Here is an 18,260-nt window from a genome sequence, read left to right as displayed (position 1 = left end):
ACACTGTATCATGCGATACCGTGCGCTTATGCGGTATTAACAGTCGTTTCCAGCTGTTATCCCCCAGTATGAGGCAGGTTGCCCACGCGTTACTCACCCGTCCGCCACTAAGATTTAACAAGAATCTGCCGAAGCTTCATCAGCGTTAAATCTCCGTTCGACTTGCATGTGTTAGGCACGCCGCCAGCGTTCATCCTGAGCCAGGATCGAACTCTCACGTTTAAAAGTTTAATCCGGCTAAGAACTTAAGCTTGGCTTTTCGTTCTGTCCGTTAATTTACATTTTTTTCTGAATTATTCTCTTGGAATCTTTCAGGGTTGCATTACTGTTTATTTGTCAAGGTACTTAGTTCTTGCAGCTCAGCGCCGCAACTCATTCATAATAACATAGTTGAAATGCTTTGTCAAGAACTTTTTTAAACTTTTTTCAAAGTTTTTATGAAACCCGCTTAGTTCTGCGGTTTTCAGCCCCTCTCTCAAGCGGGCAAAAGTTATTATAGCAAAGCGTATATACAAATGCAACAACTTTTTTGAGAAATTTTAAAAAAATTTCCGAACACTAGATATTGTGGTTGTGCACTGTTATCAGCACAAAATAGCAGATTGATTATCCTATATAATATCTGCTTTTATACAAAAGTGTCTCTTTTGTATAAAAACTTCGCTCAACTTTTTATTTATTCACAAGAAATATTCCAAGCCAGATGTTTCAAGGCTTTATTCTGTCAAGGCTTTTTTATTTTATTATTTTATTAAAAAAATTGTTGACAAGAATAATCTATCATTTTTATTTTATATGATCTTATATGAAAGAAATTTTTAGATAATCCTTTTTTTGCAAAAAGAGCAAAGAATCACATACATATCAAAACTCATTTACTTGATATAAATTTCCGGACAAACAAAAAACGTTACCAACTGAAATCTTTCAGTCAGTAACGTTTCACTTCAACGGAGAAAGCGGGATTTGAACCCGCGCACCGCGCGAACGGTCTACACCCTTAGCAGGGGCGCCTCTTCAGCCACTTGAGTATTTCTCCATGCCTGAATCCCTCTACCAAATATGGTTTGAATTCTCTTGGCTAACAGCCAAGACGCAAATGTAATTATACAAAGTCGCTTATCCTTTGTCAATTCTTTTATTCGTTTTCTTTATTATAAAGCTTATCCGCTGTTTCATAAAGGTTATTTCCCTTAGAATCAATAACTACGATTGCAGGAAATTTCTCTACTTTAAGCTTTCTGATAGCTTCTGTACCCAGATCGTCATAGGCAACAACTTCCGATTCCACTATCGCCTTTGATAAAAGTGCTCCGGCTCCGCCTATTGCCGCAAAATAAACAGATCCGTTTCTTACGATAGCGTCTGAAACCGCCTTAGATCTTTTACCTTTTCCGATCATTCCGCCAAGTCCCAGATCAAGGAGCTTGGGCGCGTATTTATCCATTCTGCTGGCTGTTGTAGGGCCTGCAGAGCCAATTGGCCTGCCCTCTCTTGCAGGAGAAGGTCCCATATAATAGATAAGATTTCCTTTTATATCTATAGGAAGTTCTTTTCCCTCAGCAAGCGCTTCATCCATTCTCTTATGTGCCGCATCACGGGCTGTATAGATTGTTCCTGTAATATAAACCATATCGCCGGCACTGAGCTCATTTACGACCTCCGCGCTGACAGGAGCCTGTATTTCTTTATTCATGTCAATTCCTTCTCAATTCCTATTATTCTATGATCTAGCAATATCACAAAGTCACGGTAACATGCCTGTTTACGTGGCAACAGATATTAACTGCCACAGGAAGTCCCGCAATATGTGTGGCATATGTGTTTATATTCACCGCAAGAGCCGTCATCTTACCACCAAGTCCGGCAGGGCCGATTCCGGTTTTATTGATTCTCTCAAGCAGTTCTTCTTCCATAGCTTTAATATGCTCTTTGTCAGAATGGCTTCCAACTGGTCTTGTAAGCGCTTCTTTTGCCATCTCTGCACATTTTTCGAATGTACCGCCTATTCCTACACCTACAACCATAGGAGGACATGCATTGGGGCCGGCATCCTTAACAGCACGAACAATCGCTTCCTTGACACCTTCTTCTCCGTCAGCAGGCTTTAACATAAAGACTCTGCTCATGTTCTCACTTCCAAATCCCTTGGGTGCACATGTGATTGTAACTTTATCCCCAGGGACAATGTCATAGTGTACGATTGCCGGTGTATTATCTTTTGTATTTACTCTGATAAGAGGATCTCCGACTACCGACTTTCTAAGGTAGCCTTCCGTATATCCCTGTCTTACGCCTTCATTTATCGCATCTCCAAGATTTCCGCCCGTAAAATGAACCTCCTGACCAATCTTAAAGAAAAGCACCGCCATTCCTGTATCCTGACAGATTGGAATCTGATCGTTAGCCGCAATTTCAAGATTTTCTTCCAGTTGTGAAAATATCTGTTTTCCAAGCTCTGAAACTTCCTCTTTCTGAGCAGACTCAAGAGCTTTTTTCATATCTTCAGAAAGTGTATAGTTCGCATCTATGCACATATTTTTAACCGCTTCGGTAATTTCCGAAACATTGATCTCACGCATTAAATATCCCCTTGTATTAACCGATTATAGTATTCTTTACCTCTACAAGCTCTTCAGCTGAAGGACTTGTGGGCTTCCACAAAATATGCTGTCCGTCGTTCTCATATCTCGGGATTACATGTAAATGGTAGTGCATAACAGTCTGGCCTGCTGCCGCTCCGTTATTCTGAACAAGATTGACTCCGTCGCAGTGAAGCTTCTCTTTTAACATAGAAGCTACAACCTTTCCCGTCTGAACAGCCTTAGCAAGAACATCATCGGGAATCTCAAAAAGATCTGCATAGTGCTTTTTGGGAAGTACCAGCGCATGTCCCTTTGTTGCCGGACCGTTATCAAGAATTACTCTAAAGTCCTCGTTCTCATAAATAGTATTTGACGGAATCTCTCCGTTAGCAATCTTGCAAAAGATGCAGTCACTCATTATGCCAAACCCTCCATTTTTTTGTTGTTCTTAAATATTATTATATTAACAACGCCGAGGACAACTCCCATAAGGAAGCCACCCAAATGTGCCTGAGTATTGGCACCCGGCTGTATAAAGCACGACTGAATAATGTACAATCCGAAAACGATCAGCCTGAATTTCATATTCGCAATATTTCTTTTACATTTACCACCGGAAATAAGCCACAGTGCCAGAAAACCTACGTTCCCCATTATAGCACCGCTTGCGCCGACAGATATTCTGTCTATTCCAAAAAACTGTTCATATCCAAGAGAGAAAAAATTCCCGAATAATCCGGCCATCATATACATAAACAAATAAAACAAGTGTCCGGTATAATTCTCGATCACGCCTCCCAAAAGCACAAGCATAAACATATTGCTGGTCAGGTGATTTATATCCGCATGAAGGAACATTGAGGTAAATGTCCTAAACTTCCCCCAGTTTGAATCAATATCGGACAGCATCAAAGCACCTTTATCATAGATAAGGTATCCGATATCGGTCGTACATAATATGTACATAATAATATTCACCACTACAAGCGCAATCGTAACATACGCAGTCTTATATATTTTTCTCTGCTCTTCCCAGAACTCTTCCTGATTCATCTGGCCCTGAACTTCAGACATTCCTTCCGACATAACTTTCGGTTATTCCTCCATAAGTCCGAAAAGCTGATCCATACTTCTTAGAAGCTTGAAATCGCCTTTCATTTTAATACTTCCATCCATAAATGCCCTCTGGAATGTAATTCTTCCGTCAAGAATGTCCTCAAAGACTCTCTGCTCAGTAGTGATCACAACATCACATTCTCCGCTTTCTCCCGCAGAACAAGTACATCTGCTGTTCTGAACATTTATTACCACAGGCTTAAGCCTTGCATTATCGGTGAAAAGAACTTTAAACACGGCATTTATACCGGCTATCGGCCTAAATGTACTCTGAAGTTTCTTAGCATACTCCTCGGAATTTCCGGCCATAGTTTCATCCTGACCCATCTTATCCCTGAATATGCTTGCAAGCTCCTGAAGATCTTCTTTCTGTTTTTTTACAAATCTGTCATCGGATGCATACTCAGAAAGCTGCTCCGATTCCTGAGGTGTAAGATCTATACTGTTTGCAACGGCAACCTTGTTGATGACCGCGCGATTACTTGCGGGAAAAACAGGCATCTTCTGATTGATCGTCCTGTAAATATTCTCCGCCTTCTTATCTATAATCTTAGAATACTCAGAACTGTTCTCAAGCTTTGTGGTATCTGCAATGTATCCGCAGATTCCTTCGCAAGGAAGTCCTCCGAGCATCTCCCACGCAGCGGAAAGGCTCATCATCCCTTCTCTTTCTCCGTGAGTCGTAGACATCACAACAGGCGCCATGTAGATACTCTTGATCTTCTCCTTGTCACCGTATAACCAACACGCATCAAGGAACTGCATCATATAGCCGCCAACTCCGAACCACTCTACCGTAGACGCCAAGATAACTCCGTCCGCATCCTTAAGAGTATTCGGAAGCGCAGTGATTCCGTTCTTCTGCTCATATAAATTATATTGCTGAACCTTTACATTAAGCTCCTGCAATACTGTTGTAATCTGAGAAATAACATACAAAGTGGGATCGTCAATAATTCCCCTTCCACCGTAATAGATATTTATCTTCATTAGAACCCCTCCAACCGGTTAAGGGTATTATAACATATATTTTTCAGAGTTATCGTAAGTCAAAGCAAATTCGACCTATCTTTATTTCATCACCCTCTTCAATAGGCACTTTCACCTTCGGCCCGAGCCTCAAACCGTTCTTGTATGTACCATTCGTCGATCCGAGATCGGAAACAACAATCTTTTCACCATCTCTGCTGAATCTGCAATGGATTCTTGATATGCTCATATCTTTAATAACTGTATCCACGTAGCCTTCCAGTTTTCCTATCGTGATTGGAAGCTTATCAAGCGGAATCCTGAACGTCTTATCCGCATTTCTGCTGTACAGCGTCATCTCACCCGAATCCTCTTCGGCTAGAAGCGTTGTTTCTTCAGCTGCACACGCACTCACAGATTCTTTTTCCGAAGAAGTTATTTTGATAGGCGCTTTATATGATGCACTGTAATCTCTATATGAAGGAGAATCATAATAATCATCGTCGTCTTCATCATCTTCCCACGAATCTCTTTCTTCATATATTTTGTGTCCTGATTTTTTCAAATCTCCGATACCTGTAAAAAGAGCCACTACCCCCGTCCCCACAGAGGCCAAAATAACTCCGACCGACAAAAGATTCTCCACTTCAGAAAGCACAAAGTTCATCCTTACGTACATGATAACTGCAACAAGCCCTGCAAATAAGAATGCAAAGATAAATTTGCTCCGCGTTCCGAGACCACGACTTTTCTTTTCCACATACTCCTCATCTTCCTCGTCGTCATCTTCATACTCAAACTCATCAGGCTCATCAAAGCTCAGTTCACTTATCTGCGCTTCTTCCTCCTGAACAGGCTCCTCTTTTAGCGCTTCATCTACAAGCTGCGGAAGAAGTATTCCATCTTCTTTAGAAAGCTCACACAGGTTATAAGATATTTCTATAGCCTCCTCATCATCGTGATCTATCAGATCCAGAAGTTTCTCAGTAAACTCGGCAAAAGTCTTCTTCTCTCCCTCAAACGGATAATACATAAATCTGTATTCTCCCGACGATATATTCACATATATGTTTTCCGGTGCAAAAAGAACCCCTTCCTCTCCGAGCAGATACTCGGAAAGCCCTTCAAGCATTTCTTTCAGCTCACGCAAAAAACATTTAAGATCATCCGCACTCATTCCCTTGGAAGAAAACCGGTCTTCCATACTAACCATTGAACTTACTTCATAATATAGAAGCTGCTCAAGATCGATCTTTCTGAGACTGACTGGAAGAAGCTTTTTAATCCTTCCGTTCTCCGCTATCTTAAGCTTGTATCCGCCAAGTTCTTCCTCACTCACTTCATTGCAGGAAGCGATAATATAACTGTGCTTTAAATCTCTGTAATATTTGTATTCCACTTTAGTTTCCATCCTTTAATCAAATACTCTTTGTCCGATATCTTTAAGCCTTGTCATCTTGCGTATATGTTTCACCTGTCCGAGGCACTTCGCCTTTTGCCCCGCTTTAAATTCCCATCCGGATCTTGGTTTCAAAAAATAATTCCCCATTGCTCCGGCTCTTATCCTCGCACTTGCTTCGACCTTTATTTCTTTTCCGGAAGCTCTGCTTTCTACATGTATGACAGGCTTCGTACTTCCAAAATATTTCTTTCCAAGAACTCTGTCTCTTTTTGCAAGCACCGTACTTTCCGGATTATTTCCGTATCTGTCGGCATCAATACTCGCCCTAAACGCAAGGACATAACAGTCCTGCGAAAGAATGCACCTTCCGTAAAGATAATATGAAAACAAAATAAGAAGCGTTATAACGCAGACAGCCATTGGAACCACAAGCGTTGCCTCAACCGTCATATATCCTTTATATTTGCGCAATTGTCGCCACCACCATTCCCGCAGTAATAAAAGGAATAAAAGGATAACTCTTCTTTCTCTTTTCCCTTAAAGCTGCGATTATCACAAGTGAAAACAAACCGCTCACAAAAAACGCGACCGTTATACCAAGCGCGACTCTTTCAATTCCAAACGCAGGTCCCATGCACAAAGTTACCATTCCGTCCCCTAGTCCTATCTGCTTTCCGGTCACATAGTAAAGCACAATGAGTACTACTCCGGGCAAAAGAGCTACCGCCACACTCTCAATGTCATACGAGCCCATTGCAACCTCAAATACAGCACTCCCAACGGAAAGTGCTGCCAATATCCATATCTTCCATGAAGAAATATTCATACTTTTTATGTCTTCGACCGCTATTACAAAAAGAACGATCAATACTACAATCTGAATAATCATAATTTACCTCTATCCGCAGTCACTGCATGGACGCCTTGCACCAACTTCCGAGATTGGAATGGCGTAGATCTTCCTTTTTAGCCCTGCGCAATCAACTCTTCCGTGATACCTGTTTCCGTAATCGGTTATAAACACATCTCCCGCTGTAATTTTCCCGGCACAGTACTCACACGGATAATATTTAGCTCTGTCATTATTTCTGAGTTTATCTATTCCCAACAAACTCGTGCTCTTAACGCTCAGCTTTAAATGCCTGCAACTTATATTCCTGTGATAGACTTCGCCGTGCTCTGTGACATATACCATCTCTTCCTCGCAGGCTCCGTCTCCCCCTGATCCGACAATTTCATACCCCGTCCATGCGTGGGCATAATATCTTCCTTCCACAGGAAACTTAGTAAATCCCGCAATCGGGACCAAGGGCCTAACCTTGTAATTAACAACAATGTCGATAATATCGCCGCTTGTCACATCAGACCTCATATAGCCCAATCCGCCAAGCCCACCGGCTACGCAGCTTTTATCAATACCGCTCCCAAGATATTCCCGCACCTTAGACGATGCATAAGCCACTGAAACAACTCCTTTGGCGACATCCATGCCACTTTCAATCCCTACTGCATCTTCAGCAAAAGAAATATCAAACGCCTTAAGTGCGATCTCATTTCCCACTTGATGGAGCGCCGCTTCAAGATCTGACTGAACTTTTATAACATTGAACATCACCATGAGATTGGCAAAAAAGAAAATAAAAAGAGGAAGTACAAGTGAAGCTTCTACCGTCATGGACGCAGGTAAAGACACTCCTTTTCTCTTTCTGACCGCCCGGAAAAAAGCTTTTTTTATTTTTATATTTTTGGAATTATCAAATATTAAAGAAGTGCCTTTATCTGCCTCCCGACTACTCTTCATATCCGTACACCCTCTCTATCTTCACCTCATAACCAAAACCTGTCCCAACCGTAAGCTCGCCGCAAAAAGTATCAAGGCAATGATCAATCATAAACTCTCCGTTCCCGGCAGTCCTTCGAACATCCATCTCGATAATGTCCATAAGCCTTTTAGTCTTATCTTTTAAATCCGTCATTCCAAGTTTCATCCTAAGATAATCCTTGTAATAAAGACCTTCTCCGCAATCTTTTCTTCCAAGATTTTCTCTGAAAAGAAGCATCTCTCCAAGCCCCAGTTGCCATGTTGAATCACTCTTGAAAAGAGGAACTCTCCCTCCTTCAAGAAGAATATTCACATCCGATACACTCTCCGCAAAAACCCAAGCAAAAATGATGGACCATTTGACCGGGTCCTTAAACTCAGGCGCCATAAGAACCGCAGTAAGTGCACTTGCAACCGCATCCGCCTTACTTTGTTTGGAAGAACATCCAAGCATATACACCCAATTCGACGCTTGCCTCCAGAAGAATAGTGTCTGCGCCATCTTTTCAAGATTTCTGTAATCGCTGTTTTGTCCAAAAATAAGATACTCAAGCTGATACTTAAGAAGCGATTTTTCCAGTTCTCCGCTGTATCTTCCGCACTTTTCGCAAAGATACTCATCTATAAGAAGTTTCTCCGAAGCTGATATTTCCTCATAATCTCGGAGCCCGGTACCTTTATTCACAGTTCTGTTCGAAGCATAATTCGAAAGATCCGCCGCAGCTCTCGATATGTCTATACCACCGGCCGCAAGAGACAATACACCTATTCCCCTCTGTGAATTAACGGCATCCGCAGGATTTCCCAAGCTGACTTCCTCTTCCTCATCGTCCTCGTTTATTTTTGTCGGAAGCTCCAAACTGTCAATTTCCTCTTGATTTTCACGCGCCATCTCATCTACATCAGTCGTATCAAGTCCCGCATCCTTAAGCTTACCGATATTGTCATCTACATCCGTCAACATCCCCTCTGCAGGTTCAGCCGACATGTACGCAAGAATCTGCCTGTTAAGAACCGCTCCGTCATTATCAGTCGCAAAAGAACTTCCGGTAATCCTCGCATCTTTGCAGAACGCCCGCATCATCGTACTTGTTCCCGTCAGCCTTCCGACTGTGCTCGGTTCAAAATTTTTCTGCGCATATTTTCGTAAATGCTCTTCAGTATTTGTTATTGAATGGCTCCCCGTTCCGTACGAAGTATCAACCATAAGAAGCCCATACTGCCGATACAGCTCTCTGCTATACTCAGCAAGGACAGAATTCATGGCTATATCCGCCACACATTCAGTCTTCATCTTCACAGCCCCAATCCTGGCTCCGCTGTATAGAGCCAGAATAAGAGACATGATCATCGTTATCGTAAGGGATAAAAAAACTGTCAGATATCCTTTAGTTCGTAATAACACGTGTATCTTCCCTTATTGCCTTAAAAATATCTTCTACAATTCCGGCAATCTGCTGCTTAAACACAATTACAAGTCCGATAAGAACAACGATAATAAGAATCACTTCAACCGTTCCCATTCCCGACTCATCACTCCAGAACTTGCAGATTCCCTCCTTTATCTTATTCTTGATCTTGTTTGCACCTATCATTAAATAATTCATTTTTTCTCCTTCGTTTTTTACTAAATATATTTTTTAAAAAGAAAGATATGCGGGTATCATAATGATCACCATTACAATGACCAGCATCATTATCATCGGAAGCAAAAGTTTTGTTCCCGCTTCTTCTCCAAGCTTCCTTACTCTGTCCATCTTTTCTTCAAACGCCTTTTGCGATTCTTCCTGCAAAATCTTAAGCATCTCACTGTTTCCTTTTCTGAGGTTCTGCGAAAGAAGCGTGGCAAGCCTCGTGTACTGCCTGCTCTGGCATCTTATTCCAAAGTTTTCATATACTGCCGCCTCGGAAACTCCGCTCGAAAGTTCTCTTATCGCAACAACAATCTCTTCGTAAACATATTGCTTCTTACCGCTGTTTTTACTTTTTCTGAGATAATCCTGCGCAAGTTTTTCAAAGATATTTCTCATAGTCATGCCTGCACCAAGATAGAGAACAAGTTGCGATACCAGCTGCGGATAATCATTCAGCATCTGAAAAGCTCTGTTTTCTATACCCTTCTTTAACTCTTTATCCTTAAGAATGTATGAAGCGGCGCCGCCTATCAGTGTTATAACCAATATCAAAAGGCTGTTGTCTTCTGCTTTTTCCTTCCAGATTATGGCATCATCGTTGTAGCTTTTCGGAAGCTCGACGCTTTCTTTGTTTACGGAACCTTCTTCCGCTTTTTTCAAAAGATCTCTTAGTTCAGAATTGATTTTCTCCTTTGGCGTCATCTCTTTCTTAAAAAGTCTCGCAGGCAGCTGCAGTTCCCAAATTCTGCCGTTGTATTTAAACTCCGCGATAAGATTTACCACAGCTCCCCCTTCGGGAATATTCTCATCTTCAAGCCTTCCGTCATAATGAATCACTTCGTAGTCATCAATGTGCCAGTCGATAATAAACGGATACCCCTCAAGTCTTTCTACAAGCTTAAGATCTTCAGTCACATGATCAAAAGATTCATTATCACCAAGAACAGTCTTCTGCATAACCTCCGAAGCTTCTTCAAACATTTTGTCCGCTTCGCTTTCCGTATAAAGCCGCTCTCCGACTAGGATCTTTGCCTCACCTATTTCCCTTCCGTCCTCATCACATGCAATAAGCTCTGCCTCGTACTCTCCGTCGCCGCCGGTATTTCTTTTAAGCTCCTGAGTCTTGTACACCTCAGTTCCCATCATGGTACTAAGGTACATGAGCGTAGAAAGAAAACTTCCCGCAACCGCCATGATAAGTACGATTGAAATCTTTCGAATATAATATTCAGTTTCAGCCTTTTCAACATTTTTTCTGTTACCGAGAGTTCTCAGATAACTTCTGACTTTTTCACCAAAAGAAAACCTGTCTCTTATCGGTAATCTTTTGAAAACAAAGAGCGCAATTTTCAGGAACTCACGGCTAATTCCGGTTTCCTCCATATCCGAAGGAAGCACCTCTCCTCGCGCCAAGATCCACAAGACAAATATTCCCACCGGGAATATCAAATATAGAAACAACATATAAAACTACCTTTGTTATATTGAGATATTTACAATCTTCTGAGATAAAAGATATGCCGCAAAGTACACGAACATGCAGATTGTCATGAGGATTACTCCCACAACATTGTGATATAACGGGTCAAAAAATCCGTTACCGGTGATACTTATATAGAAGATGATAAAAAACGGAACAATATTCATTATCCCAGCTTCCAAGCGCTTTGAACTTATCAAAACATCGATTTCTTTTTCGACATCCATCTTTCTTGAAATAACCGATATCGTTCTTTCAATAATATCAGTCATGTTTCCGCCGCTCCTTTTCGCCACGGCAAAAACCTCCGCAAACTCCTCTATATCAGCGTTTCCGCTTTCCTTTCCGAGTCTTCCGATAAGTTTCTCAAGCGGTATGTTATTTCCAAGTCCTTTATATATACGCTTTAGTTCCTGACAGATAAGGCTCTTTTTTCCATAAAGAAGTTCCATATCTCTTCCCGCTTCCCTAAATGCGTTCTCAATGGAATATCCCGCCTTAAGGCTTGTGAGTGCAGATGCTATGGCATCTCTGAACTGAATTCCAAGAATCCTTACCCTCTTCATTTTTTCAATTTTCTTTCTATAGAAGAACCACAGTATAACAAGTGGCAAAAGAAATACTACCGCAATCCACGAATCATAAAACAATCTTCCGAAAAGAACCGCGATTCCCGCCCCCTGAACCAGTACTGGCAAATCATTTATCTTCGGTCGGAAGTTTAATACCTGCAGAAAGAAGTTTTTCATTGTTTGAAATGTCACCGACTTTCCTCCATTCACCGGCTATTTTGCCGTCATTATCCATTCCCGTTTCCACAAATCTAAAAAGAGTATTTGTCATAATTCTTCCCGAAACAGGATCGGGTTCTTTCAAAAGCTCGCATATCTCAAGCACTTTCCTCGACCTGTCGCGAAGCCTTCCCAAATGAACTACGATATCAATTCCGGAAGCAATCTGACCTCTTATCGCAGGAAGCGGAATGTCCATTCCCATGAGCACCATCGTCTCAATTCGGGAAAGCATATCTGCCGCGCTGTTGGCATGGCCTGTAGACATCGCCATATGACCTGTATTCATAGCCTGAAGCATATCTACGCACTCGCTTCCTCTGACTTCGCCTACAATGATCCAGTCAGGTCTCATTCGAAGCGAAGACTTGATCAGGTCTCTTATCGTAATCTCCTTGCAGCCTTCCACATTTGCATTTCTTGCTTCAAGTCTTACAAGATTCGGAACTTCCCTGATTTGCAGCTCGGCATTATCCTCAATCGTGATGACTCTTAAGTCCTTTGGAATGTAGTTTGAAAGAGCATTCAGAAAAGTTGTCTTTCCCGAACCGGTACCACCTGAAATAAAAATGTTGTAACCTGCTCTTACAAGCTGCGCAAGATAATCCCTTATGTATGGCGTAAGAGCGCCAAATTCTATAAGCCTTTCCATAGTCATGGGATTTTCGGGAAATCTTCTGATCGTAATAATTGGCCCGTTTAACGCAACCGGACTAAGAACAATATTTACTCTGGATCCATTAGATAATCTTGCATCCACAATTGGCGAAGACTCATTTACAACTCTGTTGCACGAAGCAACTATCTGCTGAACGATATCCTCAAGTTTTTCTTTGGACTCAAATCCCAGTTTCTGCCTGACAATTCTTCCATTCCTCTCGGTGAAGATATTGTCGACGCCGTTTATCATAATCTCCGTAACTTCAGGATCATCAACAAGTTCCTGCAGAATATCAAGTTTTCTTATCGAATGAAATATTCGGAGCCTGAGATTCTTTCTAAGCTCCATTGAGATTGCACGCCCACGCGTACTTACAGATAATTCCCTGTCGATCAGTTCAAACATTTCCTCATCGGAAATATCCTTTGAAAAATCAAGCGACTGCAAAACTTTAGACTTTACATCTTTTTTCAGCTCATCAAAATCACTCACTTACAAGCTCCTCCCTCGCAAGCATTTCACTCGCATAGGTTGAAAGCCCTCCGTAAGAGCCGTCTTTTGGAAAAAGACATCTCACGGTATTCGCAAGCACATCGTCATATCCGTTCTGCCCAAGTACTTTCGTGTACTGCTCAAGCTTATAATTTTCTTCCCTGCTCTCGCCCACAACAGTAAATACTCTTGTGCACATTCTCAGGATATCAAAGAGGCCATCCGGGAACTCGGAAAGATCAAGAACAATGTACTCATATCCCGCGCTTTCAGAAAGCAGCTCTGTAAGCGACTTTATTCTCTCAAAAGTAATTTCCTTTATCTGAGTCGCCGTCTTTGCAGGCGGAACAAAATCAAATCCTCTTGCATTTCTCTTAATCCTCTCAAGATATACAGAAAACTTTCCTTCTTCACACTCGGAGTAATAAAGAAGATCCGTGATATCCTCTTCCGCATCCTGACCCATTATCTCAGTGACCATTGAAAAACTGTCAAAGTTAAGGAGCATTGTTTTACCATGCTTTGAAAGTTCCTCACAAAGTTTTACGGCAAACGCCGTTTGCCCACACCTTGAAAGTGGTGAAAAGAGTCCCAGAAGTTTTACCTTTTCCGAGCCTCTCCCTGCATCAAGATTCCCGATATTACCGGGAATCTTCACACAGAAATCCAAAATGCCATCTATTATCTTTCCCGCAGGAAGATACTTGCTTATATGACATACATTCTTTTCTTCTTCCTGACTTTCGTCCTCGTTCACAGAGGAATTTGCTTCATCAAGCACCAAAATGTTTTTTACAGCTTTGATGCTTCCTCCTTCTAAAAGCGCCGAGTACACACTCTGTGAGAGAACAGAAAGTTCAGGAATCTTCTCTTTTACAAACTCTTTAAAAATCTCTGCATCGGTGAATGAACAGATTTCAAAAGACAAATTCAGATGATCCCTCAAATATTCATCCAGTCTTCTGCAATAATCCTTTTCCGTGTCACAGATCGTAAGTAAAGGTCTGTTCATACAACCACACCTCCTAAGGTAAAAATCGCACTTACGAGAACAGGTACTGCGAAGTGGATAGTCTTTTTCTTATTTCTTTTAAACAAGAGAATCGACAAAGAGATCAGACCGGCTACAAAGAAAGCCATTATGATGCAGGACATTGTGTCCTCAATGGATAGGAAAGACGCTGCTGACATAAAGAGTTTAACATCTCCCGCAGCAATTCCCTTAAGAAGATACACAGGAAGCAATATAGCAAAAGTAATTCCAATCGCTGTCAGACAAGAAATAAGATTATCCTTTCCTGCCAACGCAGATCCCACGATTCCGGCGATCATTCCCGGTATCACCCAGAGATTATAAATCTTATCTCTGTAGAGATCTGTGAATACTGCTCCCGTTAAGAACAATATCAAAATCACGTAAATTAGATTTTCTCCTTTCGTTTTTTTCGAGCTCGCGATTTACAAATTTATCACTTGGGATTTTGTTTGTAAATAGGCAAATTTCTTTTCGGCATTTTGCACAATTAATATTTTTTCCAAACCTTATGAAATAAAATTTTCATTGCATAGTCCGCGTCAGAAGTACGTTATACGATTTGCGCATATCACTGCAACGTTATTTAATATATGTTTTCTCGCACTATCTAATTTAAAATCACCCCATATAAAGTCATAAAATTAATACTCTTAAGATTTTCTTAAGGCCCGATTTTACAAACACTTCTTCCCTTTATCTCGCTAATATAGTATTGTGTAAATACGATTAAATAACTACATAATGAAAAGCTAAAGGGGAAAAGAAATGACAACATCTCAAATCGGAATTATTGTTTCTATTCTCGCCTATCTGGCGATGATGCTCCTTGTTGGTTTCGTAAGTTCAAGAGAGACCAATGATGTCAAAGATTTTTATCTCGGCGGAAGAAAGCTGGGACCGTTTGTAACAGCCATGAGCGCTGAAGCATCGGACATGAGCTCTTACCTGCTTATGGGTGTTCCGGGACTTGCATACTTCTCGGGAATAGCTGATGCAGGTTGGACAGCGTTCGGTCTTATCGTGGGAACCTATCTCAACTGGCTCTTTACTGCCAAGAGGCTTCGCAATTACACTGCAGAAGTCGATGCGATCACGATTCCCGACTATTTCAAAAAGCGCTTTGAAGATAACAGCAATATTATCCTGTGCATCGGCGCGCTCTTTATTCTTGTTTTCTTCGTTCCATATACCGCTTCAGGTTTTTCAGCCTGCGGTAAACTCTTCTCATCACTGTTTGGAGTAAATTATCAGCTTGCCATGATCGTTTCTGCCGTTATCATAGTCGGCTACACTACAACAGGCGGATTTCTTGCAGCATCAAAGACTGACTTCATTCAGTCAATCGTAATGACGATCGCATTATTTTTCGTCGTAGGCTACGGTATTGTTTCAGCCGGCGGAGTGAACGCCGTTATGGAGAATATAGCCGCACTTCCGGGCTTTATAGATGTAAATGCAACATATAACAACGCGGCAAATTCAGCCGATCCTTACGGGCTGTTCTCAAAGATAACAATGTTCTGTTGGGGACTTGGTTATTTCGGAATGCCACATATCCTTCTCAGATTCATGGCTATAAGAAACGCTTCGGAATTAAAGCTTTCAAGAAGAATCGCCTCTGTATGGGTTGTTTTCTCATTAGCAATTGCAGTATTCCTCGGCGTTGTCGGAAGATCGCTTACACAGAGCGGCGCACTTGCATCTCTGATCGATAACGATAACCTTTCAAGTTCAGCTAAGGCCGAAACCCTTATCGTTGTTCTGGCGCAAAAGATAAGTGAGCACAACTTCTTATTTGCTCTTTTGGCAGGACTTGTAATTGCGGGTATCCTTGCATCTACAATGTCAACCGCAGACTCACAGCTGATTGCCGCTTCATCCTCAGTTTCCGAAAACATCATTCAGGAAACTCTCGGAATCAACTTATCCGAAGCCGCAGCCATGCTTACTGCAAGAGCAACACTTATCGCAGTCGCAGTATTAGGCGTCGTTATCGCCTGGGATCCAAACAGCTCTGTCTTTGGAATCGTATCTTTTGCCTGGGCAGGATTTGGTGCAGTGTTTGGACCGTGTATGATACTTTCACTCTATTGGAAACGTATGAACCGTTTCGGTGCTATGGCAGGAATGATATCAGGCGGCGCGATGGTGTTTGTCTGGAAATACTTGGTACGTCCTTTAGGCGGTGTTTGGAATCTGTATGAACTTGCACCGGCGTTCCTTGTAAGTATAATATTTATTTTCATCGTGAGTCTTTTAACCAAAAAGCCATCCGAAACAATCATAGACTCCTTTGAAAAAGTAGAAATAAAATCATAAAAAATAAGCGGGCAACAACGTATCACAAGTTGTCCGCTTTTTAAAATCGAGTAGAAGGCGGTGACTAACCGCCGTCCTCTCACAACACCGTACGTACCGTTCGGTATACGGCGCTTTCAATAGTTGACGTGCACAGACTGATAGGCTGTGGCTAAATCAAAGAAGCCACTGTTTATCAGTCTTTCTTTATTTAACGCCCAAATCACACCCTTATTGTTACTAACGTACCAATACTTCCTGCGACTGTTCGCAATAGTTGCCGCATAGTGTTCTGGAATTCCGAGCTTTACGAGATTTCTAAATTTAGTCCTCGGTAGTTTCCATTGCTTCCATATACACATGCGAATTCTGTGATAGAGCCATCCGTTGATGTCATCTATGTTGTTCTTCATACTGGCAATCCCATAGTAGTTAAGCCAACCTCTGGCGTATACCTTGATTTTCTCGAGACTCGGCTTGATGGACTGTGCGGACTTACGGGAAGATAAATCCCTCAGCCTTGACTTGAACTTTTTCCATGACTTTGTATGAACTCGGACATATATGCCACCTCCGTTCCTTCCCAATGCAAAGCCGAGAAATTTAAAATTTCGGATTGCAAACACACTTACAGTACGGCTTTTCTCGCGGTTAACCGTGAGTTTCAGTTTCTCTTCAAGATATCTCGTACTGCTCTCTAAGAGTCTTTCGGACGCTCTTTTGCTTCTGGCAAGGAGCACGATGTCATCCGCATATCTGATGCAGGGAACACCTCTCTTTAGAAACTCTTGGTCGAACTCGTTGAGGTAGATGTTCGCAAGTAGTGGTGATAAATTGCCCCCCTGCGGCGAACCTTCCTCTGTTTCGATGACCACTCCGTTTTCCATTACTCCACTTTTCAGATAGCGCTTTATGAGCTGTACAACACGCTCATCCTTTACATTCTTTCGAAGAAGATTTATAAGGATTTCGTGATTCAGGGTGTCGAAGTACTTTGATAAGTCAAGCACCACAGCGAATGTGTATCCTTGTTCTGCGTACTCCTTAATTTTTAGTATAGCTCCCTTTGCATCTCTGTTTGGGCGATAGCCATAGCTTCCATCTGAAAACAGCGGTTCATAGATTGGCACTAACTGTTGTGTTATTGCCTGTTGAAGTGTACGGTCTATCACGGTAGGTATGCCAAGCTTACGCACACCACCATCTGGTTTTGGAATCTCAACTCGCCTAACTGGCGACGGAGTGTACTTTCCACGATATATGCGGTCAGTTAGCTCCTGCTGGTGTTCCTTAAGATAAGGAAGAGCCGCTTCGATAGTCATGCCATCGATTCCTGGCGCTCCTTTGTTTGCCTTTACTCTCTTATACGCTCTGTTAAAGTTGTCTTTATACAGTATCGCTTCCAAGAGTTTCGGCTGTGCACTGTCTCTTTCTTTCCATATCCGATTGAATGACCTACGCGCTTTCGCATACCCTTCATGTTCCGCACTATCTCTTTGCGAACAGCCATTGATTTCAATGTTTTCTGCCATTAATGGTCATTCCTCCTTTCTCGGTCATACTTAAGACTCCTATTGATTCGGTCCTTCACCTCTCGGCTACTATGACCTCTGCTGACTTCTGTGCGTTCAGCATTACTTTTGGTAATGGTTACCTCTTTCAAGGCATATCGCAACAGATCTCCCTAGGTACCACACGTTTCTTCCTCTCCATCTATCTGCCTCATTTATCATGCATGATTCCGTGTAGTTATTGGGCTTCGACTTGTGGAGCAGCCTCACCCTCATGCATAACCTTATATGAGATTTCTGTTCGTCAGACCAGAGATTTGCCCATGAGTTAGTATGTTCCTCATATCCAGCTTCCTTCAGATTCCATCTCACGATGGACACCCTTGCCTTCGGCTATATCCTTCCCACTACCGGGTGGATTCGGGACTTTAACCCGTTAGAAACGTGCGCCGCTAGGCGCACT

Annotated in this window: 18 protein-coding genes, 1 tRNA gene and 1 rRNA gene; 1 reads left to right on the top strand and 19 read right to left on the bottom strand. The window is 42.0% G+C overall.

Features of this window, described 5'->3' with window-relative positions:
- The 18 genes from G628_RS0110340 to G628_RS18175 all read right to left on the bottom strand — a co-directional run.
- A 16S ribosomal RNA gene (locus tag G628_RS0110340) occupies positions 1 to 222 on the bottom strand; the annotation flags it as partial.
- 729 nt (positions 223 to 951) lie between these two features.
- A tRNA-Ser gene (locus G628_RS0110335) sits at positions 952 to 1,039 on the bottom strand.
- 99 nt (positions 1,040 to 1,138) lie between these two features.
- A complete protein-coding gene (locus tag G628_RS0110330; RefSeq protein WP_026656210.1) occupies positions 1,139 to 1,696 on the bottom strand; it encodes a Fe-S-containing hydro-lyase in 558 nt (185 codons plus the stop codon).
- Between the two features lie 43 nt (positions 1,697 to 1,739).
- Positions 1,740 to 2,582, bottom strand: coding sequence for a fumarate hydratase (locus tag G628_RS0110325; protein WP_027209093.1), 843 nt, complete (start codon positions 2,580 to 2,582; stop codon positions 1,740 to 1,742).
- A 16-nt stretch (positions 2,583 to 2,598) separates the two neighbouring features.
- Entirely contained in the window at positions 2,599 to 3,003 is a 405-nt protein-coding gene (locus G628_RS0110320; protein ID WP_026656212.1) for an HIT family protein, read from the bottom strand.
- Complete coding sequence (locus G628_RS0110315) at positions 3,003 to 3,671, bottom strand: rhomboid family intramembrane serine protease (protein ID WP_027209092.1); 669 nt, start codon at positions 3,669 to 3,671, stop codon at positions 3,003 to 3,005. Before G628_RS0110315 ends, G628_RS0110320 begins: the two co-directional genes overlap by 1 nt.
- Positions 3,672 to 3,680: 9 nt before the next feature.
- Complete coding sequence (locus G628_RS0110310; protein ID WP_027209091.1) at positions 3,681 to 4,691, bottom strand: SCP2 sterol-binding domain-containing protein; 1,011 nt, start codon at positions 4,689 to 4,691, stop codon at positions 3,681 to 3,683.
- 49 nt (positions 4,692 to 4,740) lie between these two features.
- A complete protein-coding gene (locus G628_RS0110305) occupies positions 4,741 to 6,081 on the bottom strand; it encodes a DUF6382 domain-containing protein (protein ID WP_026656216.1) in 1,341 nt (446 codons plus the stop codon).
- Positions 6,082 to 6,084: 3 nt separating this feature from the next.
- Positions 6,085 to 6,522, bottom strand: coding sequence for a hypothetical protein (locus G628_RS0110300; protein WP_196803751.1), 438 nt, complete (start codon positions 6,520 to 6,522; stop codon positions 6,085 to 6,087).
- 7 nt (positions 6,523 to 6,529) lie between these two features.
- Entirely contained in the window at positions 6,530 to 6,961 is a 432-nt protein-coding gene (locus G628_RS0110295; RefSeq protein ID WP_027209090.1) for a prepilin peptidase, read from the bottom strand.
- Between the two features lie 9 nt (positions 6,962 to 6,970).
- Positions 6,971 to 7,873 (bottom strand): TadE/TadG family type IV pilus assembly protein, encoded by a 903-nt coding sequence (locus tag G628_RS18180; RefSeq protein WP_051199143.1) that lies wholly within the window; start codon positions 7,871 to 7,873, stop codon positions 6,971 to 6,973.
- Positions 7,863 to 9,299 (bottom strand): DUF5702 domain-containing protein, encoded by a 1,437-nt coding sequence (locus G628_RS0110285; RefSeq protein WP_155833799.1) that lies wholly within the window; start codon positions 9,297 to 9,299, stop codon positions 7,863 to 7,865. Before G628_RS0110285 ends, G628_RS18180 begins: the two co-directional genes overlap by 11 nt.
- Positions 9,283 to 9,501, bottom strand: a complete 219-nt coding sequence (locus tag G628_RS0110280; protein WP_034500810.1) for a Flp1 family type IVb pilin — start codon at positions 9,499 to 9,501, stop codon at positions 9,283 to 9,285. The genes G628_RS0110285 and G628_RS0110280 overlap by 17 nt, the downstream gene beginning before the upstream one ends.
- Before the next feature lie 33 nt (positions 9,502 to 9,534).
- Complete coding sequence (locus G628_RS0110275; protein ID WP_196803750.1) at positions 9,535 to 10,941, bottom strand: type II secretion system F family protein; 1,407 nt, start codon at positions 10,939 to 10,941, stop codon at positions 9,535 to 9,537.
- Positions 10,942 to 11,007: 66 nt separating this feature from the next.
- Positions 11,008 to 11,706 (bottom strand): type II secretion system F family protein, encoded by a 699-nt coding sequence (locus G628_RS0110270; protein WP_196803749.1) that lies wholly within the window; start codon positions 11,704 to 11,706, stop codon positions 11,008 to 11,010.
- 1 nt (position 11,707) lies between these two features.
- On the bottom strand, positions 11,708 to 12,865 hold the full coding sequence (locus G628_RS0110265) for a CpaF family protein (RefSeq protein ID WP_081670674.1): 1,158 nt from the start codon (positions 12,863 to 12,865) through the stop codon (positions 11,708 to 11,710).
- Positions 12,866 to 12,944: 79 nt separating this feature from the next.
- Complete coding sequence (locus tag G628_RS0110260) at positions 12,945 to 13,964, bottom strand: hypothetical protein (RefSeq protein WP_026656224.1); 1,020 nt, start codon at positions 13,962 to 13,964, stop codon at positions 12,945 to 12,947.
- On the bottom strand, positions 13,961 to 14,368 hold the full coding sequence (locus G628_RS18175) for a prepilin peptidase (RefSeq protein WP_051199141.1): 408 nt from the start codon (positions 14,366 to 14,368) through the stop codon (positions 13,961 to 13,963). The genes G628_RS0110260 and G628_RS18175 overlap by 4 nt, the downstream gene beginning before the upstream one ends.
- 385 nt (positions 14,369 to 14,753) lie before the next feature.
- Between G628_RS18175 and G628_RS0110250 the strand changes: the two genes are divergently transcribed.
- Positions 14,754 to 16,307 carry a sodium/proline symporter gene (locus tag G628_RS0110250; protein ID WP_026668127.1) on the top strand — a complete coding sequence of 518 codons (1,554 nt, stop codon included), beginning with the start codon at positions 14,754 to 14,756 and terminating at the stop codon, positions 16,305 to 16,307.
- 116 nt (positions 16,308 to 16,423) lie between these two features.
- On the opposite strand, the gene ltrA is transcribed toward G628_RS0110250, so the two are convergent.
- A complete protein-coding gene (gene ltrA / locus G628_RS0110245; RefSeq protein WP_027208668.1) occupies positions 16,424 to 17,818 on the bottom strand; it encodes a group II intron reverse transcriptase/maturase in 1,395 nt (464 codons plus the stop codon).
- Positions 17,819 to 18,260: the final 442 nt, after the last annotated feature.

The sequence above is a fragment of the Butyrivibrio hungatei NK4A153 genome (genome assembly GCF_000424465.1).
Taxonomy (GTDB): domain Bacteria; phylum Bacillota; class Clostridia; order Lachnospirales; family Lachnospiraceae; genus Butyrivibrio; species Butyrivibrio hungatei_A.
This window is presented reverse-complemented; position numbering and strand designations above follow the sequence as displayed.

Coding starts and splice junctions, on each gene's coding strand:
- G628_RS0110330 (WP_026656210.1), bottom strand. CDS start 1,696: ATGAATAAAGAAATACAGGCTCCTGTCAGCGCGGAGGTCGTAAATGAG.
- G628_RS0110325 (WP_027209093.1), bottom strand. CDS start 2,582: ATGCGTGAGATCAATGTTTCGGAAATTACCGAAGCGGTTAAAAATATG.
- G628_RS0110320 (WP_026656212.1), bottom strand. CDS start 3,003: ATGAGTGACTGCATCTTTTGCAAGATTGCTAACGGAGAGATTCCGTCA.
- G628_RS0110315 (WP_027209092.1), bottom strand. CDS start 3,671: ATGTCGGAAGGAATGTCTGAAGTTCAGGGCCAGATGAATCAGGAAGAG.
- G628_RS0110310 (WP_027209091.1), bottom strand. CDS start 4,691: ATGAAGATAAATATCTATTACGGTGGAAGGGGAATTATTGACGATCCC.
- G628_RS0110305 (WP_026656216.1), bottom strand. CDS start 6,081: ATGGAAACTAAAGTGGAATACAAATATTACAGAGATTTAAAGCACAGT.
- G628_RS0110300 (WP_196803751.1), bottom strand. CDS start 6,522: ATGACGGTTGAGGCAACGCTTGTGGTTCCAATGGCTGTCTGCGTTATA.
- G628_RS0110295 (WP_027209090.1), bottom strand. CDS start 6,961: ATGATTATTCAGATTGTAGTATTGATCGTTCTTTTTGTAATAGCGGTC.
- G628_RS18180 (WP_051199143.1), bottom strand. CDS start 7,873: ATGAAGAGTAGTCGGGAGGCAGATAAAGGCACTTCTTTAATATTTGAT.
- G628_RS0110280 (WP_034500810.1), bottom strand. CDS start 9,501: ATGAATTATTTAATGATAGGTGCAAACAAGATCAAGAATAAGATAAAG.
- G628_RS0110265 (WP_081670674.1), bottom strand. CDS start 12,865: ATGTTTGAACTGATCGACAGGGAATTATCTGTAAGTACGCGTGGGCGT.
- G628_RS0110260 (WP_026656224.1), bottom strand. CDS start 13,964: ATGAACAGACCTTTACTTACGATCTGTGACACGGAAAAGGATTATTGC.
- G628_RS0110250 (WP_026668127.1), top strand. CDS start 14,754: ATGACAACATCTCAAATCGGAATTATTGTTTCTATTCTCGCCTATCTG.
- ltrA (WP_027208668.1), bottom strand. CDS start 17,818: ATGGCAGAAAACATTGAAATCAATGGCTGTTCGCAAAGAGATAGTGCG.